The organism is Stenotrophomonas nematodicola (assembly GCF_009467805.1).
GTDB lineage: Bacteria > Pseudomonadota > Gammaproteobacteria > Xanthomonadales > Xanthomonadaceae > Stenotrophomonas > Stenotrophomonas nematodicola.
The window spans coordinates 89,600-115,722 of sequence record NZ_WIAY01000003.1 but is presented as its reverse complement, the minus strand read 5'-3'; the positions used below and the strand labels follow the sequence as shown (position 1 = coordinate 115,722).

The 26,123-nt window shown below is 68.5% G+C and carries 22 protein-coding genes and 1 riboswitch; of the genes, 15 read left to right on the top strand and 7 right to left on the bottom strand.

The annotated features are described in order from the left end of the window. The first annotated feature begins 9 nt into the window (after nt 1-9). The 3 genes from GDJ08_RS11415 to GDJ08_RS11405 all read left to right on the top strand — a co-directional run bounded on the left by GDJ08_RS11415 (nt 10) and on the right by GDJ08_RS11405 (nt 5,015). Nucleotides 10-960: a M23 family metallopeptidase gene (locus GDJ08_RS11415; RefSeq protein WP_017355450.1), complete on the top strand. Its 951-nt coding sequence runs from the start codon at nt 10-12 to the stop codon at nt 958-960. A gap of 158 nt (nt 961-1,118) precedes the next feature. Next, nucleotides 1,119-3,851, top strand: a complete 2,733-nt coding sequence (gene secA, locus GDJ08_RS11410; protein WP_017355451.1) for a preprotein translocase subunit SecA — start codon at nt 1,119-1,121, stop codon at nt 3,849-3,851. 213 nt (nt 3,852-4,064) lie between these two features. Then, the gene (locus GDJ08_RS11405) at nt 4,065-5,015 is read left to right on the top strand and encodes a Nudix family hydrolase (RefSeq protein WP_153164899.1); all 951 of its coding nucleotides are present in this window, start codon (nt 4,065-4,067) and stop codon (nt 5,013-5,015) included. On the opposite strand, the gene GDJ08_RS11400 is transcribed toward GDJ08_RS11405, so the two are convergent. Then, complete coding sequence (locus GDJ08_RS11400; protein WP_136003679.1) at nt 5,005-5,577, bottom strand: hypothetical protein; 573 nt, start codon at nt 5,575-5,577, stop codon at nt 5,005-5,007. The two genes, GDJ08_RS11405 and GDJ08_RS11400, sit on opposite strands and share 11 nt — an antisense overlap. A 52-nt stretch (nt 5,578-5,629) precedes the next feature. Further along, complete coding sequence (metF, locus tag GDJ08_RS11395; RefSeq protein WP_017355284.1) at nt 5,630-6,457, bottom strand: methylenetetrahydrofolate reductase [NAD(P)H]; 828 nt, start codon at nt 6,455-6,457, stop codon at nt 5,630-5,632. A gap of 123 nt (nt 6,458-6,580) precedes the next feature. Between metF and GDJ08_RS11390 the strand changes: the two genes are divergently transcribed. From GDJ08_RS11390 to GDJ08_RS11365, 6 genes are all read left to right on the top strand, one after another. Next, nucleotides 6,581-7,471: a TIGR01777 family oxidoreductase gene (locus GDJ08_RS11390; RefSeq protein ID WP_153164898.1), complete on the top strand. Its 891-nt coding sequence runs from the start codon at nt 6,581-6,583 to the stop codon at nt 7,469-7,471. A gap of 122 nt (nt 7,472-7,593) precedes the next feature. After that, nucleotides 7,594-8,514 (top strand): alpha/beta fold hydrolase, encoded by a 921-nt coding sequence (locus GDJ08_RS11385; protein ID WP_153164897.1) that lies wholly within the window; start codon nt 7,594-7,596, stop codon nt 8,512-8,514. A 26-nt stretch (nt 8,515-8,540) separates the two neighbouring features. Next, nucleotides 8,541-9,602, top strand: a complete 1,062-nt coding sequence (locus tag GDJ08_RS11380) for a sensor histidine kinase (protein ID WP_017355281.1) — start codon at nt 8,541-8,543, stop codon at nt 9,600-9,602. Further along, nucleotides 9,599-10,333, top strand: a complete 735-nt coding sequence (locus tag GDJ08_RS11375; protein ID WP_017355280.1) for a LytR/AlgR family response regulator transcription factor — start codon at nt 9,599-9,601, stop codon at nt 10,331-10,333. The genes GDJ08_RS11380 and GDJ08_RS11375 overlap by 4 nt, the downstream gene beginning before the upstream one ends. 48 nt (nt 10,334-10,381) lie before the next feature. Continuing rightward, the gene (locus GDJ08_RS11370; RefSeq protein WP_017355279.1) at nt 10,382-10,939 is read left to right on the top strand and encodes a DUF3228 family protein; all 558 of its coding nucleotides are present in this window, start codon (nt 10,382-10,384) and stop codon (nt 10,937-10,939) included. A gap of 86 nt (nt 10,940-11,025) precedes the next feature. Continuing rightward, nucleotides 11,026-11,652, top strand: coding sequence for an energy transducer TonB (locus GDJ08_RS11365; protein ID WP_051008577.1), 627 nt, complete (start codon nt 11,026-11,028; stop codon nt 11,650-11,652). A gap of 7 nt (nt 11,653-11,659) precedes the next feature. Here the strand turns inward: GDJ08_RS11365 and GDJ08_RS11360 are convergent, their stop codons facing one another. The 3 genes from GDJ08_RS11360 to ahcY form a co-directional block, all read right to left on the bottom strand. Beyond that, nucleotides 11,660-12,169 carry a hypothetical protein gene (locus tag GDJ08_RS11360; protein WP_017355277.1) on the bottom strand — a complete coding sequence of 170 codons (510 nt, stop codon included), beginning with the start codon at nt 12,167-12,169 and terminating at the stop codon, nt 11,660-11,662. Then, entirely contained in the window at nt 12,166-12,639 is a 474-nt protein-coding gene (gene ybaK, locus GDJ08_RS11355; RefSeq protein WP_017355276.1) for a Cys-tRNA(Pro) deacylase, read from the bottom strand. Before ybaK ends, GDJ08_RS11360 begins: the two co-directional genes overlap by 4 nt. Nucleotides 12,640-12,786: 147 nt before the next feature. Then, nucleotides 12,787-14,232: an adenosylhomocysteinase gene (gene ahcY, locus GDJ08_RS11350; protein ID WP_017355275.1), complete on the bottom strand. Its 1,446-nt coding sequence runs from the start codon at nt 14,230-14,232 to the stop codon at nt 12,787-12,789. A 38-nt stretch (nt 14,233-14,270) separates the two neighbouring features. Beyond that, nucleotides 14,271-14,358, bottom strand: a riboswitch (S-adenosyl-L-homocysteine riboswitch). Nucleotides 14,359-14,484: 126 nt separating this feature from the next. On the opposite strand from ahcY, the gene GDJ08_RS11345 reads away from it, so the two are divergent. Together GDJ08_RS11345 and ppc are read left to right on the top strand one after the other, a co-directional pair. Next, nucleotides 14,485-17,010, top strand: coding sequence for a S9 family peptidase (locus tag GDJ08_RS11345; protein ID WP_153164896.1), 2,526 nt, complete (start codon nt 14,485-14,487; stop codon nt 17,008-17,010). A 170-nt stretch (nt 17,011-17,180) separates the two neighbouring features. Next, on the top strand, nt 17,181-19,892 hold the full coding sequence (ppc, locus tag GDJ08_RS11340; RefSeq protein WP_153164895.1) for a phosphoenolpyruvate carboxylase: 2,712 nt from the start codon (nt 17,181-17,183) through the stop codon (nt 19,890-19,892). A gap of 19 nt (nt 19,893-19,911) precedes the next feature. On the opposite strand, the gene GDJ08_RS11335 is transcribed toward ppc, so the two are convergent. Beyond that, complete coding sequence (locus GDJ08_RS11335) at nt 19,912-20,415, bottom strand: acyl-CoA thioesterase (protein ID WP_017355271.1); 504 nt, start codon at nt 20,413-20,415, stop codon at nt 19,912-19,914. A 130-nt stretch (nt 20,416-20,545) separates the two neighbouring features. Next, nucleotides 20,546-21,757 carry a methionine adenosyltransferase gene (gene metK / locus GDJ08_RS11330; RefSeq protein WP_017355270.1) on the bottom strand — a complete coding sequence of 404 codons (1,212 nt, stop codon included), beginning with the start codon at nt 21,755-21,757 and terminating at the stop codon, nt 20,546-20,548. A 297-nt stretch (nt 21,758-22,054) separates the two neighbouring features. On the opposite strand from metK, the gene olsF reads away from it, so the two are divergent. The 4 genes from olsF to GDJ08_RS11310 are packed head-to-tail and all read left to right on the top strand — an operon-like array spanning nt 22,055 to nt 26,121. Then, nucleotides 22,055-23,764 (top strand): bifunctional ornithine lipid synthase OlsF, encoded by a 1,710-nt coding sequence (gene olsF, locus GDJ08_RS11325; protein WP_153165008.1) that lies wholly within the window; start codon nt 22,055-22,057, stop codon nt 23,762-23,764. After that, the gene (locus tag GDJ08_RS11320) at nt 23,761-24,564 is read left to right on the top strand and encodes a UDP-2,3-diacylglucosamine diphosphatase (RefSeq protein ID WP_136003698.1); all 804 of its coding nucleotides are present in this window, start codon (nt 23,761-23,763) and stop codon (nt 24,562-24,564) included. Before olsF ends, GDJ08_RS11320 begins: the two co-directional genes overlap by 4 nt. A gap of 40 nt (nt 24,565-24,604) precedes the next feature. Further along, the gene (locus GDJ08_RS11315; protein ID WP_017356138.1) at nt 24,605-25,681 is read left to right on the top strand and encodes a metal-dependent hydrolase; all 1,077 of its coding nucleotides are present in this window, start codon (nt 24,605-24,607) and stop codon (nt 25,679-25,681) included. After that, entirely contained in the window at nt 25,678-26,121 is a 444-nt protein-coding gene (locus GDJ08_RS11310) for a hypothetical protein (protein ID WP_136003700.1), read from the top strand. Before GDJ08_RS11315 ends, GDJ08_RS11310 begins: the two co-directional genes overlap by 4 nt. Nucleotides 26,122-26,123 lie beyond the last annotated feature (2 nt).

The following is a 26,123-nucleotide window of genomic DNA, read 5'->3' as shown; positions in this document are numbered from 1 at the left end:
AACTCACTGATGGCATTCAAAAAGATCGTAATCAAAACGCGTGAAGGACAGGCCAAGACGCCGCTGGCGCGTTTGCGTTTCTACTTCGAGGATCGACCCCGGGCCCTGCTGGGCAGTGTACTGGGGGTGGGCTGCCTGATCGGCTTTGGTGCCGGTATTGGTGGCAGCATGTTCAATGATTCCCGCCTCCACGCCAAGGTCGCCCAGCAGGAGCGCGAGCTGGCACAGGCCCGGAAAGACGCCCAGACCCAGGTCAACGCGCTGGCAGCGCGGATGGGCGAACTGCAGGCGCAGGCCACCCGTCTCAACGCCCTGGGCGAACGACTGACCCAGATGGGCAAACTGGAAGACGGCGAATTCGACTTCAACGAGACCCCCGGCCTCGGTGAAGGTGAAGCCGGCCCGACCCAGGACATCCCGGTCAGCGCGGTCAATGCCGACTTACAGGTGCTGGAGCAGCGCTTCGCTGCTTCAGGCCGCCAGCTGTCGGTGATGGAGTCGCTGATGTTCGACCACCAGCTCGAACAGAACGCCGTTCCGGGTCGCATGCCGATCCGCAACACCTACATCACCTCCAATTTCGGTACCCGCAGCGATCCGTTCGGTCGCGGTGCGGCCACCCACAAGGGCATGGATTTCCACGCCCGCGTCGGCGATCCGGTGATGTCCGTGGCCGACGGCGTGGTCAGCTTCGCCGGGGTCAAGGGCGGTTACGGCAACGTGGTCGACGTGGACCACGGCAATGGCTATGTGACCCGCTACGCGCATAATTCGCGCCTGGTGGTGAAGCCCGGCGATCTGGTCCGGGCCGGTCAGGAAGTGGCCAAGGCCGGTTCCACGGGCCGTTCCACCGGTGCCCACGTGCACTTCGAGGTCTGGGAAAACGGGCAGGTGGTCAATCCCCGCAAGTTCCTGGGCGATGGCGGCAATACCCCGGTCGGGCGCGTTTCGCGCGGCTGATCCACTTGGGCGGGGGTGCTTGAAACGTACGCCCCCCGTCCCAAGCTACAATGGGTGTTGCCATAGACAGGGCGCAGTGCGCCCTGTTTCGTTTGCGGCCGATGGCTCCCCGTGGGGAGCCTCGCCGTTGGGGCGTCTCATTCCAACCGGTTCCTTCAATGATCAACAGCCTGCTTACCCGCGTCTTCGGCAGTCGTAATGAACGACAGCTGCGCCAGCTCAACCGCATCGTCGCCAAGATCAATGCGTTGGAGCCGGACATCGAAAAGCTCTCCGACGAGCAGCTCAAGGCCAAGACGCCGGAATTCAAGCAGCGCATCGCCGACGGTGAAGCCTTGGACAAGGTCCTCCCGGAAGCGTTCGCAGTCTGCCGCGAAGCCAGCCGCCGCGTGCTCGGCATGCGCCACTACGACGTGCAGCTGATCGGCGGCATGGTGCTGCACCTGGGCAAGATTGCCGAAATGCGCACCGGTGAAGGCAAAACCCTGGTGGCGACCCTGCCGGTCTACCTCAATGCGCTGGAAGGCAAGGGCGTTCACGTGGTGACCGTCAATGACTACCTGGCCCGCCGCGACTCGGCCCAGATGGGCAAGCTGTACAACTGGCTGGGCCTGAGCGTGGGCGTGGTCTACCCGGGCATGCCGCACAGCGACAAGCGCGAGGCCTACGGCAGCGACATCACCTACGGCACCAACAACGAATTCGGCTTTGACTACCTGCGCGACAACATGGCGCTGTCGCGCGCGGACCGCTACCAGCGCGGCCTGCACTATGCGATCGTCGACGAGGTCGACTCGATCCTGATCGACGAAGCCCGTACCCCGCTGATCATCTCCGGCCCGGCCGACGACTCCCCGGAGCTGTACATCCGCGTCAACCGCGTCGTGCCGCACCTGATCAAGCAGGAAGCGGAGGACGGCGAGGGTGACTTCTGGGTCGACGAGAAGGGCAAGCAGGTGCACCTGTCCGAAGCGGGCATGGAGCACGCCGAGCAGCTGCTGGTCGAGGCGGGCATCCTCAACGCCGAGACCGAAGGCCTGTACGCCGCGCAGAACCTGACCGTGGTGCACCACCTCAATGCCGCCCTGCGCGCGCATGCGATCTACCAGCGCGACGTCGATTACATCGTGCGCGACGGTGAAGTGGTCATCGTGGACGAATTCACCGGCCGCACCCTGGCCGGCCGCCGCTGGTCCGATGGCCTGCACCAGGCGGTGGAAGCGAAGGAAGGCGTGCCGGTCCAGCGTGAGAACCAGACCCTGGCGAGCATCACCTTCCAGAACCTGTTCCGCATGTACAAGAAGCTGTCCGGCATGACCGGTACGGCCGATACCGAAGCCTACGAATTCCAGAGCATCTACAACCTGGAAGTGGTGGTCATTCCGACCAACCGTCCGACCATCCGCAAGGATGCGCCCGACCAGGTGTTCCTCAACCGCAACGGCAAGTTCAATGCGGTGCTGGCCGACATCCAGGACTGCAACAAGCGGGGCCAGCCGGTGCTGGTGGGCACCACCTCGATCGAAACCTCGGAGATGCTCTCCGAGCACCTGCGCAAGGCCGGCGTGCACCACGAAGTGCTCAACGCCAAGCAGCACGACCGCGAAGCCACCATCATCGCCAATGCCGGCATGCCCGGTGCGGTGACCATCGCCACCAACATGGCCGGTCGCGGTACCGACATCGTGCTGGGCGGGTCGCTGGAAGCGCAGCTGCATGAGCTGGGCGAAGAAGCCACGCCCGAGCAGCGCGCCCAGGTCAAGGCCGCCTGGCAGGAGCGCCACGACCAGGTCAAGGCTGCCGGTGGCCTGCACATCGTGGGCACCGAGCGCCATGAATCGCGTCGTATCGACAACCAGCTGCGTGGCCGTTCGGGCCGCCAGGGCGACCCGGGTTCCTCGCGCTTCTACCTGTCGCTGGAAGACAACCTGATGCGCATCTTCGCCTCGGACTGGGTCCAGAAGGCGATGCGCATGATGGGCATGAAGGAAGACGACGTCATCGAAGATCGTCTGGTCAGCCGCCAGATCGAGAAGGCGCAGCGCAAGGTCGAAGCGCACAACTTCGACATCCGCAAGAACCTGCTCGACTTCGACGACGTCAACAACGACCAGCGCAAGGTGATCTACGCCCAGCGCGACGAGCTGCTCGATGCCGAGTCGGTGAAGGACAATGTGGACGGCATCCGCGGCGACGTGATCTACGACATCGTCGCCCGCTTCGTGCCGCCGAATTCGATCGACGAACAGTGGGACCTGCCGGGTCTGGAGGCTACGCTGGCCGCCGACCTGGGGCTGCAGATGTCGCTGACCGACTTGGTCAAGTCGCACGAGGAGCTGGACGCCGAGGGCATCGCCGAGAAGGTGCAGGCCCGTGTGGACCAGCACTTCGCCGAGAAGGAAGCCGGTGTCGGCGACGAGACCATGCGCGCGCTGGAAAAGCACGTGATGCTGACCGTGCTCGACCAGAGCTGGAAGGAACACCTGGCCCGCATGGACTACCTGCGCCAGGGCATCTACCTGCGCGGTTACGCGCAGAAGCAGCCCAAGCAGGAGTACAAGAAGGAAGCCTTCGAGCTGTTCTCGGACATGCTGGAGAACGTCAAGCGCGAAGTGGTGACCCTGCTGGCGCGCGTGCGCATCCGCAGCGAAGAAGAAGTGGCGGCGCTGGAAGCGGCCGAACGCCAGCAGGCCGAAGCGCGTCTGCTGCAGTCGCAGTTCCAGCACCAGGACGCCGGCGGCTACAGCGCCGACGAAGAGGCGGCGGAGGTGGAGGCGGCGCGCAACGGCGTGGGCCAGGTCACCCGCGAAGAGCCCAAGGTCGGCCGCAACGACCCGTGCCCGTGCGGCAGTGGCAAGAAGTTCAAGCATTGCCACGGTCAGCTGACCTGATGCACACGAAGCCCCGCCTCGAGCGGGGCTTTTTTTTGGGGTGACGTTTTTCCCCCAACGTGTCCAGGCCAGTGGCGCCCTGTGGACGCGTTGGCGTCCCACGCCTGCCGGGATGACCGCCTCGCGCGCGTCTGACCGTGCGCCACCAGCCCTGGCCATCCATGCGGTCGGCAGCCATTGCGCCAGCCGGCCGGGATTGGGCATCCTGCCTGTATGCCTTCCCCCAAACGATCGATTCATGTCGTGGCCGGCGTCATCACCGACGTCCGTGGCCGCATCCTGCTCAACCGCCGTACCGAGAACAGCGATATGGCCGGCCTGTGGGAGTTCCCTGGCGGCAAGCGCGAGCCGGGCGAGACCTCCGAGCAGGCGCTGGTCCGCGAGCTCCGCGAAGAGCTGGGCATCGAGGCCGAGGTCGGCGCGTGGCTGATGGATGTCCCGCAGGTCTATCCGGACAAGCATCTGCGGCTGGAAGTGCGGCACATCCGCAGTTGGAAGGGCTCCCCGCGCGGCCGTGAAGGCCAGGCCATCACCTGGGTGACCCCGGACAAGCTGTCGCGGTACTCGATGCCCCCGGCCGACCTGCCTGTGGTGGCCGCCCTGCGCCATCCCGACCGCTATCTGGTCACCCCGGAACCCGCTGGCGAGCACGACCATCCGCACTGGCTGCAGCGGCTGGGTGCAGCGTTGGATGCCGGCGTGCGCCGCGTGCATCTGCGCACCCCCGACAGCCCCGCCCGGGCCGCGCTGGCCGAGGCGGCGATCCGGGCCCACGGCAACCGGGCGCAGTGGCTGCTCAACCGCGACATCGCGTTGGCCGGGCGGCTGGGGGTGGGCGTGCACCTGGGCAGCGAGCAGCTCCTGCAGCTGGACGCCCGTCCGCTGCCGGCCGGGCAGCTGGTGGGAGCCTCCTGCCACGACCTGACGCAGCTGCAGGCCGCACAGCGGCTCGGCTGCGACTTCGCGGTGCTGGGGCCGGTGCAGGCCACCCCCAGCCACCCTGGCGCGACACCATTGGGATGGGAGGCCTTCGAGGCCTTGCGGGCGCAGGTCTCGCTGCCGCTGTACGCGCTCGGCGGCCTGGCCCCGGCCGATATCGCCGAGTCGCGTCGCCACGGCGCCCAGGGCATCGCCGCCATCCGCAGCCTGTGGCCTACAGTGTGATCCAGAAACAGCCGTACTGACGCCGTAGCCCGAACACCGTGCGGGCCGGCGTGACCGAGTTGGCCAGGGTCTGCTCCAGGCGCAGGCCGATCGGGCGCGGGCGCGCGACCGGCGCGGGCAGCGGGTCGGTGCTGCCGGGAACCGTGAGGCTGGCCGGCGCTTCGTCCACCGCATCGGGATACACCGGCGCGATATCGATCAAGGGGCGCTGCACCACCGTCTCCAGCCGTCCGATGATGTGGTTGGCGGTGGCGTCGGACACGTTGTTCCACAGGTAGATCGAGGACAGCCGGTTGACGTCGCGGGTGCTCACCGCATCGCGGATCTGCCCGGTCAGTTCGCTCAGCCGCCGCGCGCAGCCGGCGCGGAACATGCCGGTGTTGCCGACCTGCGGCACGCGCGCCGGCATTCGTGTGGTGGCACCCAGCGCATCGCAGCTGCGGTCGGTGAACACGGTGTCGCCCTGCGCGGTGGTGCAGCGGTTCACGCGCGACGCCTGTGCCCCGGCCGGCGTGGGGAGGCAGGGCAGGCACGCAAGCAGCAGGAGCACGGTCGTTCGCATCGCTGCAGCGTAGCGGCCGCGCCGTTATCTGCAAGCGATTGAGCGCCGTCGCTCAGCCGCGCAGCAGTTTCAGCACCTGGGTGGTGGGTTTGGCCAGATTGAGGGTGTAGAAGTGCAGGCCCGGCGCGCCGCCGGCCACCAGCCGCTCGCACAGGCTGGCGACCACCTCGGCACCGAAGGCGCGCACCGACTCGGCGTCATCGCCGTAAGCCTGCATGCGCTTGCCGATCCAGCGTGGGATTTCCGCGCCGCACTGTTCGGAGAACCGGCGCAGCTGGCTGAAATTGGAGATCGGCATGATGCCCGGCACGATCGGCACGCTCACCCCCAGCCTGCGTACCGCGTCCACGAAGTGGAAGTAGGCATCGGCATTGAAGAAGTACTGGGTGATCGCCGCATCGGCGCCGGCATCGATCTTGGCCTTGAAGTGCTTCAGGTCCAGCAGCGCGTCGTTGGCCTGCGGGTGCGTTTCGGGGTAGGCGCCGACCTCGATGCGGAACGCGTCGCCATGCTCGGCGCGGATGAAGCTGATCAGCTCGGCGGCATAGCGCAGGTCACCGGGGTGGCCCATGCCCGACGGCAGATCACCGCGCAGTGCGACGATGCGGCGGCAGCCGATGGCACGGTACAGCTTGAGCAGTTCGCGGATCTCCTCGCGGCTGCCGCCGACGCAGGACAGGTGCGGGGCCGCCTCGAAGCCGTGGTGCTGGTTGAGGTGGCGCACCGTCTCGGAGGTATAGCTGAGGGTCGAGCCGCCGGCGCCGAACGTACACGAGACGTACTCGGGCGCGAATGCCTTCAGCCTGCTCGCGGTACGGTCGAGCTGGGCGCGCTGCTCGTCGGTCTTGGGCGGGTAGAACTCGAAGCTGATGGCAGTCATGGGCGGGCGCGGCGACGGGGGTGATGCAATCATATCTCTTCATCGCGATGAAAGTGAAGTGAACGCCATGCGCCTTGCACAGGGTCCGGCTTACAGTGGCGGCACTGTCCAGGAGTACCCGCCATGCAGATTCTCATTACCGGTGGCACCGGCTTCATCGGCCGCCGCCTGTGCGCGCGGCTGCTGGCCGACGGTCACACGCCCATCGTGCTGACCCGCCGGCCCGGCCGCACCCCGCAGCCGGGCATCCACAGCGTCGGCACGCTGGCCGAGGTCGGCCCGGTCCAGGCGGTGGTCAACCTTGCCGGTGAGCCGCTGATGGACGAACGCTGGAGCGAGGCGCGCAAGCAGGCGCTGCATGACTCCCGGATCGGCACAACACAGGCATTGCTGGCCTGGATGGCGGCGCTGCCGGAGCGGCCGCAGGTACTGGTGTCGGGGTCGGCGATCGGCTGGTACGGCCCGCGCGACAGTACGCCGCTGGACGAAACCGCGTCGCCGGGCCACGACTTCGCGGCGATGCTGTGTCGCCAGTGGGAAGCCGAAGCGTTGAAAGCCGAGGCCTTGGGAGTGCGCACCTGCGTGCTGCGGACCGGCATCGTGCTCGAACGCGAGGGCGGGGCGCTGGAGAAAATGCTGCCGCCGTTCCGGATGGGGCTCGGTGGCCCGATGGGCGATGGCCGGCAGTGGATGAGCTGGATCCATCGTGAGGACCTGGTCGGCATGATCCTGTGGCTGCTCGCCAACGGGCGGGCACGGGGGGCCTACAACGGCACCGCGCCGGGCACGGTCACCAACCGCACCTTCGCCACCACGCTGGGCGAGGTCCTGCAGCGTCCCGCGCGGCTGACCACCCCGGCGTTCGCGCTGCGGCTGGCCTTCGGCGAACGGGCCGGCCTGCTGCTGACCGGCCAGAACGTACAGCCCGCGCATGCGCTGGCCGAGGGCTTCACCTTCCAGCATCCGTCGCTCGCAGGCGCACTGCAGGCAATCCTGGGTGCGCCGGACGATTGAGCCGTGCCGCGTCATCGGTCCCCCGCGACCGCTCACCCGCCGTCTGCGGCCGCTGCTCATCTCACCGCCCCCGCCCGCGTCGACCCGCGCCACGCTGTGTACTCACCCAGCAGGAGCCTGCCATGTCGACCGAACGCCACCGCCCCCTCCGCTCCCTCGCTCCGTGGATCGCGCTCGCGCTGACGGCGTGGGCCGTCCTGGCCCCCCCGGTCCACGCAGCGCCCGCGCGCTTCCAGGATCTGCAGGTCGAGGTGATCGGCAGCGGCCGCCCGGTGCTGATGATCCCCGGCCTCAACAGTGGGGCAGAGGTGTGGCGCGATACCTGCGCCGCACTGCAGCCGCAGGTGCAGTGCCATCTGGTGCAGCTGCCCGGTTTTGCCGGAGCGCCGCCGGTGGCCAGCGATGACTTTCTCGTGGCGATGCGCGACCGGCTGCTGGCTTATGCCGCCGCACAGCGGCTGGAGCATCCGGCGGTGATCGGCCACAGCCTGGGCGGTGTGGTGGCCCTGCAGATGGCGATCGAGGCGCCGGACCGGGTCGGGCCATTGGTGATCGTCGATGCCTTGCCCTATCTTGACGCCGTCCGCGATCCGGCCGCGACCCCGGCGCTGCGCAGAGCCGCCGCCGCCCAGGAACGCAGCACCCTGATGGCGGTCGAGGACGCCGCGTACCGCGCCAGCACCGACCGCTTCCTGGCCAGCATGACCCGCTCACCCGAGCACCTGGCCACGCTGCAGCAGTGGGGGCGCGACAGCGACCGGGCCACCACCGCCAATGCGATGTACTCAATGAGCATGACCGACCTGCGCGAGCCGATCGCCGCGATCACCGCGCCGGTGCTGGTGCTCGGTGCGTGGGCGGCCTACCAGCCGTACGGCGCCACGCTCGCGTCCACCCGTGCAACCTTCGCCGGGCAGTACGCACGTCTGCCGTCGGCGCGCATCGAGATGAGCGCCGACGGCTACCACTTCCTGATGTGGGATGATCCGCGCTGGCTGCAGGCACAGGTGCGTCGCTTCCTCGACCTGCCTGCACGCCACTGATCGCCCACGCGGAGAGCTCGACCGGCATGCAGGCAACAGGCGACAACGCGTTCTGGTGGCGCAATGCGGCGGTATGGCTGACCTATCTGGCCGTCAGCACGATGCTCGGCATCGGCTATGTCGGCCAGTGGTCGGGCATGCTGCTGATCTCGGCCAGTGTGGGCGTGGGGCTGTTCCTCGCCAGCGCGGCGATCCGGTTCCATGCGCTGCGCGCCGGCTGGCTGCAGCACGACGCGCTGGCCTTGGGCTGGCGCCTGCTGCTGGCAGTGGTGATCGGCAGCACGCTGGTCCAGGTGGGCACTGCCCTGCTGCTGTTGCCTGCACTGCAGCTGGACTGGGTACGCCTGCCCGGTCAGCGGGCCGATTACCGGCCGTTCGCGCTGTTCGGCTACTGGCTCAACAGCGCGGTGATGCTTGCGGCGTGGTGCGCGCTGTGGGCCGGTCGTCGTGCCCTGCTGCGCGCCCGCGACAGCGAAATGGCGCAGCTGCGGGCAGAGGCCCAGCGGGTCACGCTGGAGCACCAGGCACTGCGCGCCCGGCTCAATCCCCATTTCGTCTTCAATGCACTCAACAACCTGCGTGCATTGATCCATGAAGATCCGGTGCGCGCGCGCGACATGGTGACCCACCTGTCGGGCACCTTGCGCCACGCACTGACCCACACCGACGCTGGGTGGGTCGCGTTGGCGGAGGAATGGCGGGTGGTCCAGGACTATCTGGCGGTGGAGGCAATCCATTACGAAGCGCGTCTGCGCGTGCGGGTCGATATCGAGACCGCGGCGCTGGCCGCGCGCCTGCCGCCGATGGCGCTGCAGCTGCTGGTGGAAAACGCGATCAAGCACGGCATCGCGGTGACCTGTGGCGGTGGAGATCTGCAGATTGCCGCGCGCCTGGTCGCTGGACAGCTGCACCTGCAGGTACGCAACCCGGTGGGTACCGCTCCGCCCGGTGAAGGACATGGTGTTGGCCTGGCCTACCTGCGTGCGCAGCTGGGCATTGGCGATGGCCAGGCAACATCGGCACAGGGGCGGTTGCAGCTGCTGCGCGAGGGCGATGCCATGCTGGCGCAGCTGGAGGTACGGCAGTGACCGCGCCGTTGCGGGTGCTGGTGGTGGACGATGCGCGGCTGGCGCGGCTGGAACTGCGCACGCTGCTGGCCGGGATCGAGGGCGTGCAGTGGGTGGGCGACGCGGACGACGTACCCGCCGCGCGCGAGGCGATCGCCCGGCTGCATCCGGACCTGGTGCTGCTGGACGTGCAGATGCCGACCGGCAGCGGGTTCGATGTCCTGGAGGGCATCGAGGCCCTTCCTCTGGTGGTGTTCGTCACCGCGTACGACCACTACGCGGTGCGGGCGTTCGAGCGTGATGCGCTGGACTACCTGGTCAAACCGGTCGACGCGACGCGGCTGCAGTCCGCCGTGGCGCGGGCGCAGGCACGGCTGGCGCGTGTCGATGCAGCGGCCGCCGCACCCCGCGATCGGCTGGGTGTGGACGACCAGGTCTTCCTGCGCGACGGCGAGCGCTGCTGGTTCGTGGCCCTGGGCGAGATCCGCCGGATCGTGGTGGACGGCAACTACGCGCGCCTCTGGTTCCGCGACCAGAACGCCGTGCTGGCGCGCAGCCTCACCACGCTGGAAGCACGCATGGACCCGGCGCTGTTCTTCCGCGCCAATCGCACTACGCTGGTCAACCTGAGGCGCATCCGCGCGGTGGAGCCCAGCATCGGCGATGGCTACGATCTGGTGCTCGACGACGGCAGCCAGGTCGAGGTATCGCGCCGGCAGGCGCGCGAACTGCGTGAGCGGATGGCACTGTAGGGGAGGGCGTCGCGCTAACCTAAGCGCAGTTTCTCCGCCGAACACATCATGTCCATCGTCCTTACCGAATTCGCCCGACCCCGCCTGTTCCCGCGCGTGCCGCGGGCCAACACCATCCAGGACTGCAGCGCCGAGCAGTTCCAGGCGCACCTCAACGCGCATGCGCCACTGAAGGTGCTGGACGGCTATGCGCCGTTCTGCAAGCTGCATGTGTACGAGAACTGGACCAGTACGCGCTGTCTCACGGTGCCGATCACCGACGCCAACCGCCACCAGCTGCACAGCGCCTACGAGGCACGCAACCGCGACGAACTGCCGGTGCTGGTGCGCTGGTTCGAGGGCGTGGAATCGCCCCGCGCCAACTACCTGGTGGTGATCCTGTACAGCGCCGCGCAACTGGCCAGGGAAGGGTCGCCCATCGACGCGGACTGGGGCATCGTCGGTTGCATCTACACCGCCGAGCCGGAGGAGGTGCCGATGGCGCCGATCACCATGATGCGCAATGCGCTGGGGGTGGAAGAGGGCGGCTCGGGCGTGCCGCTGGACCGGGAGGCCTATGCACGCGCGGTGGCATTCTGGGACTGCAATGCCAACTGGCGTCCATGAGCTGCCGGGTGCGAAGCAGTGCCTGTCGCCAGGCTGGCTATCATGGCGACAGGCACAGACAGGGAGCGCAGACAATGCAGGCACGGATGACGGGCGCGATCGCGCTGGGAGCAATGGCCGTGGCGATGTGCGTGCCGGTGCAGGCAGCCGGCGTCAACCGCAGTGGCCCGTGCGGCGGATTGACGGACCTGGCGCCCATCCAGGACGCCCAGGTGAACCGCCTGGTCGCGCAGCCGCAGGCCGGGCAGTGTGTCATCCGCATCGAGGCGGACACGGCATCCGCCCTGGAACGCCAGCAACGCATGCTCGAGGCGATCGCACAGATCGCCTGCAAGGGCGCAGTGACGCTGAAGCCGGACCCGCAGGTCGGGCTGGCAGCAGAGGCGACGCTGCCGGCGCGCTGCGCACTGCCTGCCGGCAAGCCGCTGTTGCCGACGGGAGAGCGGTTCTGGGGCCGGCTGCACAACATGTCCTTCCGCTATCCGGCGCAGGCGCAGCGCGATGGACTGCAGGGCCGGACCGTGCTCAGAACACTTGTCGATGGCACCGGACGGGTGAGGGCGGCCGTGCTGGCGACGTCCAGCGGCCATGAGGTTCTCGATGAGGCGGCGGTGGCGCAGACGGCGCCCTGGCGGTTCGAACCGACCCGGCCCGGTCTCGCGGCGCCGGGCATGAGCGTGATGCCCGGTACCGTGACCTACAACCTGGAGTAGCGCCCGCCTACGCAGGTGGACGTGGGGTCCATTCCCACCACGGCGCGTGGTACTCGCGGTCGGTGCAGCGCCATCCCCGCCCGCATACAGTGCAGGTGGCGTCCAGCGTATCGCCCCAGCCGCCGTCGGCCACGCCGGTGGCGAGGGGCAGCACGTGGCCGCTGGCGACTTCGCGGCCGGGCTGATAATGCATCCAGTGCGGATACAGCTGGCACAGGCAGCCACTGCCGTCACGCCAGTGGCGCAGCTTGCGCAGCACGAAGTCCAGTTCGTAGTGTTCGCGGATCCACCTGGGGTCTGTGGTGTAGCGCGCCCGGGCGGCCTCCACGTAGGGCAACTGTGCAACGAGGTCGTCCAGCACGCCCGCATCGCGGGTGAGGGCGACGGTGGCGGCCGCCGTGCGCAACCGGCCGTAATCGCCACTGCCCAGCGCCTGCAGCAGGGCAGTGCCTGGGCGACCTTCCTGCAGCGTCGGCAGGGACGCCCCCATCAGGCGCTCGAACAGGCGTCCGATCATGCCGATCTGCCGATCGGTGCATACGCGCCGTGGGTGAGCTGCAGCAGGTCGGCCGGGGCCAGGGCCACTTCCAGACCACGGCGTCCGGCGCTGACGTGCACGGTGGGCAGCGCCGCCGCGCTGGCGTCCACGAAGCTGCGCAGCCGCTTCTTCTGCCCCAGCGGGCTGATCCCGCCCACCAGATAGCCAGTGGCGCGCTGCGCCTCGTCGACCTTGGCCATCCCGCACTTGCGGCAACCGGCTGCCTCGGCCAGCGCCTTCAGATCGAGCGTGCCGCTGACAGGCACGATCGCCACCAGCAGTTCGTGTGTGTCGGTACTGGCGAGCAGGGTCTTGAACACCTGGGCGGGGTCCAGCCCGAGCTGCTGTACCGCTTCGCCACCGTAGGAGTCGGCCGTGGGGTCATGCGTGTAGGACAGCACGCGGTGGGCGATGCCAAGCTTCTTGAGCAGGTTGATGGCCGGGGTCATGGCAGTTCCTTGGAGCCGGGTGCCCGTGCATCGTAGCGGTGCTGCGGGGGTGTTGGCTTGACCGAGGCTATCGGGGAAGGCGAGACAAAAAAAACGGGCACCTTGCGGCGCCCGTTTCGTTTCAATGCAACTGGACCGGCAGGCCGATCAGTAGCGGTAATGATCCGGCTTGAACGGACCTTCCACCGGCACGCCGATGTAGTCGGCCTGTTCCTGGGTGAGGGTGGTCAGCTTCACGCCGATCTTCTCCAGGTGCAGGCGGGCCACTTCTTCGTCCAGGTGCTTGGGCAGCAGGTACACCTTCTTCTCGTAGCGGTCCTTGTTCGCCCACAGGTCGATCTGGGCGAGGGTCTGGTTGGCGAACGAGTTGGACATCACAAAGCTCGGGTGGCCGGTGGCGCAGCCCAGGTTCACCAGGCGGCCCTCAGCCAGCAGGAAGATCGCGTTGCCGTTGGGGAACACGTACTTGTCCACCTGCGGCTTGATGTTGATCTGCTGCACGCCCGGGTAGCTGACCAGCGCGTCGACCTGGATCTCGTTGTCGAAGTGGCCGATGTTGCAGACGATGGCCTGGTCCTTCATCGCGCTCAGGTGCTCGATGCGGATGATGTCCTTGTTGCCGGTCGTGGTGACGTACAGATCGGCACGGCCCAGGGTGGATTCGATGGTGTTGACCTCGAAGCCTTCCATCGCGGCCTGCAGGGCGCAGATCGGATCGATCTCGGTGACCACCACGCGGGCGCCGTAGGCGCGCAGCGAGGCGGCACAGCCCTTGCCCACGTCGCCGTAGCCGCACACCACGGCGACCTTGCCGGCCAGCATGACGTCCATCGCGCGCTTGAGCCCGTCGGCCAGCGACTCGCGGCAGCCGTACAGATTGTCGAACTTGCTCTTGGTGACCGAGTCGTTGACGTTGATCGCCGGGATCAGCAGGGTGCCGGCCTGGGCCAGCTGGTACAGGCGGTGCACGCCGGTGGTGGTCTCTTCGGAGACGCCCTTCCAGTCCTTGACCACACGGCCCCAGTAACCCGGGCGCTCCTTGGCCACGCGCTTGAGCAGGTTCTTGATGACCTGTTCTTCGTGCGAGGCGGCCTTCTCGTCGACCCAGGTGCTGCCGTTCTCGAGTTCATACCCCTTGTGGATCAGCAGGGTGACGTCGCCGCCGTCGTCCACCACCAGCTCCGGGCCGGTCAGGGTGCCGTCGGGCAGGGTGAAGGTCAGCGCGTCCAGGGTGCAGTCCCAGTACTCTTCCAGCGACTCGCCCTTCCAGGCGAACACCGGCGTGCCGGACTTGGCGATCGCCGCGGCGGCATGGTCCTGGGTGGAGAAGATGTTGCACGAGGCCCAGCGCACGTCGGCGCCGATGTCCTTCAGCGTTTCGATCAGCACGGCGGTCTGGATGGTCATGTGCAGCGAGCCGGTCACGCGCACGCCCTTCAGCGGCAGGGTGGCGGCGTGCTTGCGGCGGATCGACATCAGGCCCGGCATTTCGTGCTCGGCGATATCCAGTTCCTTGCGGCCCCAATCGGCCAGCGAGATATCGGCGACCTTGTAGTCGCCTTCGGTCGAGAAGGTCTTGGCAACAGCGTTCATTCGTAAGCTCCGGTAGTTGCGGGTCCGAGGGGACTCGCATTCGCCGGGCGCCGTTGGAACCAATCCTGGCCACCGAGCCTGGCCGGCCGGACAGGGTCCGGAACGGTCGCAGCGCCCCTCGGTGGAGGGTCGCCCATTATATCGCGGCAGGGGCGGTCGGCATGAATCGGTCCCGGCCCCCAACCATCGGCAGGGGGGCGATCGGCGCGCGGCTGTTAAGGTCCAAGGTTTGCACCAACATAGGGATCGAAGATGACACGCAATGATCGCCAGCGCCGCGCGCGCTGGGGCAGCCTGATCGTGGGCATGGCACTGCTTGCGGTGGCCCCGTTGGGTCTGGCCGCGCCCGCTGCCCAGACCCACACCCAGCAGGTGGCGGCCGCCAAGGGCGAGCAGGGCTACGAGCTGCCGTCGGCCGCCCTGCAGGCCGTGGTGGACGCACCGCGTGCGCCGACCCTGAGCCTGTCGCCGCGCCGCGACATCGCGGCCATGCTGCAGACCCCGCCGCTGCCCTCGATCAGCGTTGTCGCCCAGCCCGAACTGAAGCTGGCCGGCCTGCGCATCAACCCGGCCACGCATTCGTCCAGCCGCTTCAGCTTCGGCGACAAGCTGTGGCTGCTGAACGTGGCCGATGGCAGGGAGCGCCAGATCAGCGGCCTGCCGCAGCCGTTGTCGATCGCCACGCTGGCGTGGTCGCCGGACCAGAAGTACCTGGCGTTCAACCAGGTGCACGCCCCCACCGGTGCCAATGAACTGTGGATCGTGGATGTCGCGGCCGGGTCGGCGCGACGCCTGCTTGCCGATCTCAACACGGTGATGGGCGATGGTTACAGCTGGCTGCCCGACAGCCGCGGCCTGCTGGTGATGCAGCAGCTCAAGGGCCAGGGCCCCGCACCGGCCGCCGGCGGCATCCCGACCGGCCCGGCGATCCAGCAGACCGATGCGGATGCGGGCGTGCGCTCGATCCGTACCTACCAGGACCTGCTGAAGAACGAGGCCGATGCGCGCCTGTTCGATTACTACGCCAGCGCGCAGCCGGCACGCGTGGCCCTCAACGGCGAGGCCGCACCGCTGTCCACCGCCGGGGTGTACCTGGATGTGAGCGTGTCGCCGGATGGGCGTCACCTGCTCGCCGAGCGCGTGCTGCGCCCGTACTCCTATCTGGTGCCGGCCGACGATTTCGCCCGCCGCATCGAAGTGCTGTCCGCGCAGGACGGCTCGCTGCAGCACACCGTCAGCACCCTGCCGCTGGTGGAAGGCCTGCCGACCGGCAACGACGCCGTGCCGACCGGTGTGCGCAGCATCAGCTGGCGCGCCGACGCACCGGCCACCCTGGTCTGGGCCGAGGCCCAGGACGGCGGCGATCCGGCTCGCGAGGCCAAGGTGCGCGACGCGGTGCTGATGCAGGCCGCGCCGTTCGACAGGCCGCCGGTCACCGTGGCGCAGCTGGGCAGCCGCTATGCCGGCATCCAGTGGGGCCGTGGTGATCTGGCGCTGCTCAATGAATCGTGGTGGAAGAGCCGCGAGGTGAAGCAGTGGCGGATCGCGCCGGACCAGCCGGACAAGGCGCCGGAACTGCTGTCGGCCCGGTCTTCGCAGGACCGCTACAACGACCCGGGTCGCCCGGCGATGGTGCGCGACGTCAACGGGCGCGCGCGCCTGCAGGTCAGTGCCGATGGCCGCAGCATCTTCCTGATGGGGCAGGGCGCATCGCCGGAAGGCGACCGTCCGTTCGTTGATCGTCTGGACCTGGAGAGCCGGCAGACCACCCGTCTGTTCCACTCGCAGGCGCCGTCCTATGCGTTGCCGCAGGCGCTGCTCGACCAGGAAGGCACCTCGCTGCTGCTGACCCGCGAATCGCCTGACGAGCCGTCCAACTTCTACGTGCAGTCGCTGTCCGATGCCAGCGCCGCGCCGCGCGCGTTGACCCGCTTCCAGCACCCGCTGCCGCAGCTGCGTGGGGTGAGCAAGGAGCAGATCCGCTACAAGCGCAACGATGGCGTGGACCTTACCGCGACGCTGATGCTGCCGCCGGGCTACAACGCGAAGAAGGACGGCCCGCTGCCCTTGCTGATGTGGGCCTACCCGGGCGAGTTCAAAACCGCCGCGGCTGCCAGCCAGGTCACCGATTCGCCGTATCGCTTCAACGCGATCAGCTACTGGGGCCCGCAGGCGTTCCTGGCCAAGGGCTATGCGGTGCTGGTCAGCCCGTCGATGCCGATCATCGGCGAAGGTGACAAGGAACCCAACGACACCTACCTGCCGCAGCTGATCGCCAACGCCGAAGCAGCGGTGGATGAAGTGGTGCGCCGTGGCGTGACCGATCGCGATCACATCGCCATCGGCGGCCATTCCTACGGCGCGTTCATGACCGCCAACCTGCTCGCGCACACGCGCCTGTTCAAGGCCGGCATCGCCCGCAGTGGCGCCTACAACCGCACGCTGACCCCGTTCGGTTTCCAGGCCGAGGAGCGCAACTACTGGCAGGCGCAGGACGTCTACCAGAAGATGTCGCCGTTCAACTACGCCGACAGGATCAAGGACCCGATCCTCTTCATCCACGGCGTGGACGACAACAACTCCGGCACGTTCCCGATCCAGAGCGAGCGCATGTTCGCCGCAGTGAAGGGCCTGGGCGGCGACGCACGGCTGGTGATGCTGCCGAACGAATCGCACGCCTACCGCGCGCGCGAATCGATCATGACCATGCTGGCCGAGAGCGAGCGTTGGCTGGAAAAGACCATCGGGCCGGGCAAGCCGATCAAGAAGAAGCGCTGACGCCACGGGCAACGGCCGCCGGCCGGTATGGAGCCCGAGGGCAACGTACCGGCCGGTGAATGAAACACAGGATCACGGGAGGTGCCGGCCGCTGGCCGGCACTACCAGATGAAACCATTGTTCTGCGGTAGGCTGGATCGGATTCCGTTCCCGAGGCCAGTGCGTCGCAGATGAACGAGTACCGCAGCAGCATCGTATTTGCCACTCCCGATATTCCCCTGCGCGATGACGTACGCCGGCTTGGCGCACTGGTCGGCGACCTGCTCGCCGAGCAGGTCTCCACGCAGTTCTACGAGGACGTGGAACAGGTGCGCACGCGCGCCATCGCCCGGCGCGAGAGCGACGCCCCCCTGTCCGACCTCAACGATGCACTGACCGGCCTGCCGCCAGAGCGCGCCGAAGCGATGGTCCGGGCGTTCAGCACCTACTTCCAGGTGGTCAACATCGCCGAGCGCGTGCACCGCATCCGCCGCCGTCGCGATTACCAGCGCGCCGGCACCGCCGCCCCGCAGCCGGATGGCCTGCAGGACGCGCTGCAGAAACTCAAGGCGCAGGGCGTGACCCTGGCCGAACTGGCGCAGTGGCTGCCACGCATCGACATCGAGCCGGTGTTCACCGCGCATCCCACCGAAGCGGTTCGCCGCGCGCTGCTGGAAAAAGAGCAGCTGATGGTCGCCAGCCTGGTCGACAACCTGGATGGCCAACGCACGCCGGGCGAAGCCGCCGCCGATGCCGCACGCTTCCGCATGGCGCTGACCGCCTCGTGGCAGACCACCGATTCCTCGCCGGTACGCCCGACCGTGGAGGACGAGCGCGAGCATGTCGGGTTCTATCTGGTGCAGGTGCTGTACCGGGTCATCCCGGTGCTGTACGAATCGCTGCAGCAGGCGTTGCTCGATACCTACGGCGAGGACCTGCCGCTACCCCGCCTGCTGCGTTTCGGCACCTGGGTGGGCGGCGACATGGACGGCAACCCGAACGTGGATGCCGGCACCATCCGCGCCACGCTCGATGCGCAGCGCCAGGCGGTGCTGGGGCGCTATCAGAAAGACCTGCTGCAGTTGGCCAGCCTGCTCAGCCAGTCCACCGAACGGGTGGCGGTCAGCGATGCGCTGCAGGCACGGGTGGCGCACTACCGGGAACTGCTGCCGCAGGTCACCTCGCGTCCGCGTCATGCCGACATGCCCTATCGCCTGCTCAATGACCGCATGCGCGCCCGCGTGCAGGCCACCCTCGATGACGCCACAGGTGCGTATGCCTCACCGCAGGCGCTGGAAGACGACCTCACGCTGATCCTGGACAGCCTGCACGCGAACAAGGGCGACCATGCCGGCGGCTTCGCGGTGCGCCGCCTGCTGTGGCGCGTGCGCACCTTCGGCTTCCATCTGGCGCGGCTGGATGTGCGCCAGGAATCGAGCGTGCATGGCCGCGCGCTGGCCAGCGTGCTGGATGGGCAGGAGGCCTGGGACGCCGCCGACGCGGTAGCCCGTGCGGCGCGGCTGGCACCGTTCGCCAGCGGTGAGCAGGCGCTGCCGGCCAGTACCGACGACGGCGGCGCACGCCTGGACGCGGTGTTCGCCGCGTTGGCCGACGCACGCCATCGGCACGGTACCGATGCGCTGGGCAGCTACATCATCTCGATGGCGCACGACCGCAGCGATGTGTTGGCGGTACTGGCGCTGGCGCGGCGCGGCGGTCTGGTGGATGACGCCGGGGCGGTACCGCTCGACATCGCGCCGTTGTTTGAAACGGTCGATGATCTCAAGCGCGGCACCGATACCCTGCGGGACCTGCTGGCCGACCCGGTGTACCGCGCGCACCTGACCGCCCGCGGCGATGTGCAGATGGTGATGCTGGGCTACTCCGACAGCGGCAAGGACGGCGGCATCGCCGCCTCGCGCTGGGGGCTGCAGCGTGCGCAGGTGGAGCTGCTGGAGGTGGCGGCCGACAGCGGCATCCGGCTGACCTTCTTCCACGGTCGCGGCGGGTCGATCAGCCGCGGCGGCGGCAAGACCACCCACGCGGTGGACGCCTCGCCGCGCGGCAGCATCGACGGCCGCCTGCGCGTGACCGAGCAGGGCGAAGTGATCCATCGCAAGTACGGCATCCGCGCGCTGGCGCTGCGTTCGCTGGAGCAGTCCACCGGGGCGGTGCTGCGGTCCAGCCTGCGTCCGCGTGCGCCAGAACCGCGCGAGGCGCAGTGGCGGCCGGTGATGGACCTGGTGGCGGCCAGGAGTGCCGAGGCCTACCGCGCCTTCGTTGGCCAGAAGAATTTCATGCAGTACTTCCGCCAGGCCACGCCGATCGATGTGATCGAACGGATGACGCTGGGCTCGCGCCCGTCGCGGCGGCTGGGCGAGGACGCGGCGCTGTCCAACCTGCGTGCGATTCCGTGGGTCTTCGCCTGGAGCCAGGCGCGGGCGGTGATTCCGGGGTGGTATGGCGTGGGCAGTGGCCTGCAGGCGGCGATCGATGCCGGGCACGAGGCCGCGCTGCAGGAGATGGCGCGTGACTGGCCGTTCTTCAGTACCTTCCTGGACGACATCGCGATGGTGCTGTCCAAGGGCGACATCACCATCGCCGAGCAGTTCTCGCGGTTGTCCGGCCCGCTGCACGGGGTGTTCTTCCCGCAGATCCAGCGCGAGCTGGCGCTGACCGGGTCGCTGATCCTGGCGCTGACCGGGCAGGACGAACTGCTGCAGCACGACCAGCGCCTGGCGCTGTCGATCCGCCTGCGCAACCCCTACGTTGATCCCATCAGTGTGCTGCAGGTGGACCTGCTGCGGCGCTGGCGTGACAGCGGCGGTGACGATGACGACGTGCTGCGCGCATTGGTGGCGTGCGTCAACGGCGTGTCGCAGGGCGTGCAGAACACCGGGTAGGCGAAAGCAGCGCCGGAGGCTACGAATGGCTGGGCGGGTTGGACGCCAGCAGTTCCAGATGGCGCTGTTCCATTTCCTCGCGCAGCTGGCGGCGGATCAGCGCGGCCGCATGGCGACGGCGCTCGTCGCTGGTTTCCAGCTGCAGCGGCGGCACCGGGGTCGGTCTGCCCTCGTCGTCCACCGCCACCATCGTGAAGAAGCAGCTGTTGGCGTGGCGCACACTGCGCTTGAGGATGTCTTCGGCCACCACTTTCACCCCGATCTCCATCGAGGAGGTGCCCGTGTAGTTCACCGAGGCCAGGAAGGTGACCAGCTCGCCCACCGCGATCGGCTGGCGGAACATCACCTGGTCCACCGACAGGGTCACCACGTAGCGGCCGGCATAGCGGCTGGCGCAGGCGTAGGCGACCTGGTCGAGCAGGCGCAGCACCGCGCCACCGTGGACCTTGCCGGAGAAGTTGGCCATCTCCGGGGACATCAGCACGGTCATCGACAGCTGGTTGGATTTGAATTCGGTGGTCATTGGCCGATTGTAGCCGGCGATCGGACGCCTGAAACGACGATGGGCCGCTTTCGCGGCCCGTCGTTTGAGGGGCAGCCGACCAACGGTCGGCTCCACCCGCAGGAAGTGGGCCGCGTTGGCGGCCCATTTCTTACTTCAGCTTCGCATCCGCGCGCAGGGCGGCGGCGCGATCGGTCTTCTCCCAGGAGAAGGCGGTCGCGTTGACCAGCTCACCGGCACCGTCGGTGTAGCTGAATTCCTTCGGCTTGCGGCCGAAGTGGCCGTAGGCGGCGGTCTGCTGGTACATCGGGTGGATCAGGTCCAGCATCTTGATGATGCCGTACGGGCGCAGATCGAAGTGCTTGCGGATCAGCTTCTCGATCTTGTCGTCGCTGATCTTGCCGGTGCCGAAGGTGGTGACCGAGATCGAGGTCGGCTCGGCCACGCCGATGGCGTAGGAGACCTGCACTTCGCAACGGTCGGCCAGGCCGGCAGCCACGACGTTCTTGGCGACGTAGCGGGCAGCGTAGGCGGCCGAACGGTCAACCTTGGACGGATCCTTGCCCGAGAAGGCGCCACCACCGTGACGGGCCCAGCCGCCGTAGGTGTCGACGATGATCTTGCGGCCGGTCAGGCCGCAGTCGCCCACCGGGCCGCCGATCTCGAACTTGCCGGTCGGGTTGATGTGGAACTTGGTGCCCTTGTGCAGCCACTTGGCCGGCAGCACCGGCTTGATGATCTCTTCGCGGACGGCCTCGATCAGGTCCTTCTGCTTGACGCCCGGGGCGTGCTGGGTCGACAGGACAACCGCGTCGATGGCCGAAACCACGCCGTTTTCATAGCGCAGGGTGACCTGGCTCTTGGCGTCCGGACGCAGCCAGGACAGCGGCGAGTTCTTCTTCTTGCGGACCTTGGCCTGCTGCTCGACCAGACGGTGCGACAGGTGGATCGCGGCCGGCATGTAGCTGTCGGTTTCGTTGGTGGCATAGCCGAACATCAGGCCCTGGTCGCCGGCGCCCATTTCTTCGGGCTTCTTGCGATCCACGCCCTGCGCGATGTGCGGGGACTGCTTGCCGATCAGGTTCAGCACGCCACAGGTGGCGCCGTCGAAGCCCACGTCGGAGCTGTCGTAGCCGATGTCCAGGATCACCTTGCGGGTCAGGGCTTCCAGATCGATCCAGGCGCTGGTGGTGATTTCACCGGCCACGATCGCCACGCCGGTCTTGACCATCGTCTCGCACGCCACGCGGGCGCGCTTGTCCTGGGTCAGGATCGCGTCCAGCACCGCATCGGAGATCTGGTCGGCAATCTTGTCCGGATGGCCTTCGGAGACCGATTCGGAGGTGAACAGGTAGCTGGACATCAGGCGTAATATCCTTTGATTCGGATGGAAAGATGGGCGCGAATGATACACGGCAAGTCGCGCTGATGCATTGTGCGCCAGCCGGAGTTGCCCGAGGTTAAGCCGGTGTGCCCGTCGCAGGGCCCGCTGTGACGCCATTGGGGCCCAGCGTCACCGCCCAGTGTTCCACCAGCGTGACAAATCCACGGCCCTGCACGGGCCGGCCGTCATCGATCTGCCGCCAAACCGCCATCACGCTGCCTTCGTTGCGGGCCACGCTCTCGGCCAATCCGGCCGCCGGGCATGAGTGAGCACGCCATGCAGCAGTTCGAGCAGCGCCTCCAGGAGCGGTATCCGCAGTGGTTCCACGGCCCTCGGGCCCGTCTGGCCAGGCCGCTGCTGCGCAGCGTGGGGCGATGGTCGCAGCTGGACCGGGTCGAGGCGTTCCTGCAGCGCAGCGCCGGCCTGCGCGGTTTTGGCTTCGTCAGTGCCGGCCTGGACTTCCTGGGCGGCCGCTATCGGGTTGAGGACGTCGAGCTCGCACGGATTCCCGCCACCGGCCCGCTGCTGATCGTGGCCAACCACCCCTCCGGTGCGCTGGACGCGCTGGCCCTGCTGGACGCGGTCGGGCGCATCCGGCACGACGTACGGATCGTGGCCAACGATCTGCTGGCTGCCATCGAGCCCCTGCAGGACCTGCTGCTGCCGGTCCGCATCCTTGGCGGCACGGCGAAGCGACCGAGCGTGCAGGCGGTGGGGCAGGCCCTGGCGGCGGGCCAGTGCGTGATCGTGTTTCCGGCCGGGGAAGTGTCGCGGCTGTCGCTGCGCGGCATCCGCGACGGGCGCTGGCAGCGCGGCTTCGTGCGCTTGGCACGGGACGCGGCGGCCCCGGTGCTGCCGATCCGGGTGGACGCGCGCAATTCGGCCCTGTTCTATGGCGTGTCCACCGTGTTCAAACCGGCTGCAACGCTGCTGCTGGCGCGGGAGATGTTCGCCCATCGCGGCCGGCCGCTGCGCCTGCGCATCGGCACGCCCATGCAGCTGGGGCAGGGCGACACCCGCAGCGAACTGCTGGCGGTGCGGCGTGCGTTGTACGCGCTGGGGCGGCAGGCTGAGGCCACGCCGGCCGGTGGTGCCGGCCCCGAGCCGCTCGCCGCACCGGTCGCGCCCTCGCGGGTGGCCGCCGCGATCGCCGCGGCCGAGGTGCTCGGGCAGACCTCCGATGGCAAGCAGATCCTGCTGGCCCGCTGCAGCACCGGGTGCGCGCTGCTGCTGGAGCTGGGACGACTGCGCGAGCTGACGTTCCGCCGGGTCGGCGAAGGCACCGGCCGCAGCAGCGACCTGGATGCCTTCGACCTGGACTACCAGCACATCGTGATCTGGGACGGTGCCGCGCAGCGCATCGCCGGGGCCTACCGGATCATGCGCGGCGCCCAGGCCCTCGCGCAGCGCGGCCTGGCCGGGCTCTACAGCGCGTCGCTGTTCCGCTACTCCGACGACGCCATCCCCCGCATCGCCGAAGGACTCGAACTGGGCCGCAGCTTCGTGGTGCCCGACTACTGGGGCAGCCGCAGCCTGGACTACCTGTGGCAGGGCATCGGCGCGTATCTGCAGCGCCGGCCCGGCATCCGCTACCTGTTCGGCGCGGTCTCGATCAGCGCCGCGCTGCCGCAGGACGCCCGCGAGCAGCTGGTGGCGTACTACCAGCGCTACTTCGGTGGCGAGGCGGGGCTGGTGGCCTCCCACCGGCCGTTCCAGTACTTCGCCGCGCCGCCGTGCTTTGGTGACCTGGATGCGACGGCCGCGTTCGACGTGCTCAAGGCCAATCTGGCTGCGCTCGGCACCGGCGTGCCAACCCTCTACCGCCAGTACACCGAGCTGGCCGAACCCGGCGGCGCGCGCTTCCTGGCCTTCGGCGTCGATCCGGACTTCAGCGATTCGATCGACGGCCTGATCGAAGTGGATCTGCACGCGATCCGCCCGCACAAGCGCAAACGCTACCTGCGCCAGGCAGGGCTGCCGGCATGAAGGCACTGACGCGCCTGCCACCCCACCGGCGCGCGGTATTTCTCTCCGACGTGCACCTGGGCTCGCGCCATTGCCACGCCACCGAGCTGGCGCGGTTCCTGGCCGAGCTGCGCTGCGAGCGGCTGTACCTGGTGGGCGACATCATCGACCTGTGGTGGATGGCGCACCGGCGGGCGAGCTGGCGGCCCGCCCACAGCGACGTGATCCAGGCCCTGCACGCGCTGCGCGGTGCCGGCACGGAGATCATCTACATTCCGGGCAACCACGACGCGTCGCTGCGCCGTGCGTGCGGGCTGATGCTGCCGGCCATGCAGGTCCGCCGGCGGGTGATCCACGTCACCGCCGACGGGCGCCGGCTGCTGGTGGTCCACGGCGACGATTACGATGGCATCACCCACTTCGGCGGTCTGCAGGAACGGTTTGGCGACTGGCTCTACTACCGCATCCTCACCGGCAACCATCTGCTCAATGCCGTCCGGCGGCGGTTGGGACGACGCTACTGGTCGCTGTCGGACTTTCTCAAGAAGCGCAGCGGCGCCGCCGAGCGCTACATCGAACGCTTCGTGCAGGCCGGGTTGGATGACGTGCGCCGGCGCGGGCTGGATGGCATCGTCTGCGGACACATCCACCGCGCCGCGCTGGTCGAGCGCGACGGGCTGGTGTACGCCAACGATGGCGACTGGGTGGAAAGTCTGACCGCGCTGGTCGAGGACCCCGACGGCAGCCTGCGGTTGCTGGACCACCAGGGAAACATGCTGGTGGAGCTGGCCGCCACAGCGCGGTTGCCGAAGGCCGCCTGAGCGCGCGGCATCGCGCGTGTCCGGCTGCTAGCATCGGCCGATGGACTCCTTAAGCCAGATCGTACTGGGCGGCGCCGTCGCCGCCGCCATCGCCCCGGCCGGCCACCGCCGCGCCGCCCTGCTTGCCGGTGCCGCCCTGGGCACCCTGCCGGACCTGGATGCACTGCTGCTGGCGGCGACCGCCGCCGACCCGGTGGCACTGATGACCGAGCACCGCAGCTACAGCCACTCGCTGCTGGTGCTGCCGTGGGTGGCGGCGCTGATATGGTGGGGCTTCAAACGGTTCGGCAAGGGGCGGGTGGCCGAGGCACCGGGACGCTGGTTCTGGGCCATCCTGCTGGCGCTGATCACGCATCCGCTGCTGGATGCGTTCACCGTCTATGGCACCCAGCTGTGGTGGCCGTTCACCCCGCCGCCGACCATGTGGTCCAGCGTTTTCATCATCGATCCCGGCTATACGGTGTGGCTGCTGATCGGCTGTACGGTGGCATGGTTCGCCCGCGCGCGGCCGCTGGCGCAGCGCGCGCTGGTGGCCGGGCTGGTTCTCAGCAGCGGCTATCTGGGCTGGTCGCTGCTGGCCAAGCACACGGTGGACCGCGAGGCCGACCGCGCGCTGGCCGCGATGGGCCTGGCCGACGCCCCCCGGTTCTCGGTGGCGATGCCATTCAACACCCTGCTCTGGCAGGTGGTGGCGATGACCCCCAACGGCTATGTGATCGGCGAGCGTTCGCTGGTCGCCGACCGTGGCCCGATGGTTTTCCACGGCCATCCGTCCAACGTGCAGGCGCTGCGCCAGGCGGCGGCTCTGCCGGCCGTGGCGCGGCTGCAATGGTTCAACCGCGGCTTCATGCGTGCCCGGGTGGTGGACGGCGAACTGCAGCTCAGCGACCTGCGCATGGGCCTGGAGCCGGACTACACGTTCACCTTCGCGGTGGCGCGGACCGAGGGCGACGGCTGGGCGGCAATCACGCCGCGACAGCTGCGGCCGGCGTATGAAGGGAAGGAGGGCAGGGCGAGGGTGGAGCGGCGGTTCGCGTCGATGTGGCAACGCATCTGGCGCACACCGACCGCGACCGGCGTCATCGCCCCGAAGGCAGGCTGGCAGGAGGCACCGTGAGCGGACGTTTCAGCATGGAGATCAACGGCACGCGCTACACCCGGCTGGCCGATGTGCCACCGGAGTACCGCGCGCTGCTGGTGCAGTTGACCCCGGCAGCGTCAACCACGCCGCCGGCGGCACCGCTGCGCGAACTGCTGCAGAAGGCCAGGGCGCAGCCCGATCGCGGGCGCCAGCAGCAGGTGCTGCTGGAGGCGCTGCGCAGCGTCGACCCCGAACGCGCGCAGCGTATGGAACACACGCTGTCCGAGCGCAATCCGCGCCGGGGGACGGGTACGCTGGAGGTGGGCAGCACGCCGACACCGCGCCCGCGTGAAGGCGCGCGCATCCAGAGCGTGGGCACCACCGTGGCGGCCGGCGATCGCGGTGGCATGGCGATCTGGGCGCTGCTGGCGGGGGTGGTGGTGCTCAGCCTGGTCGGCTGGCTGCTGTCCGCGTAGCG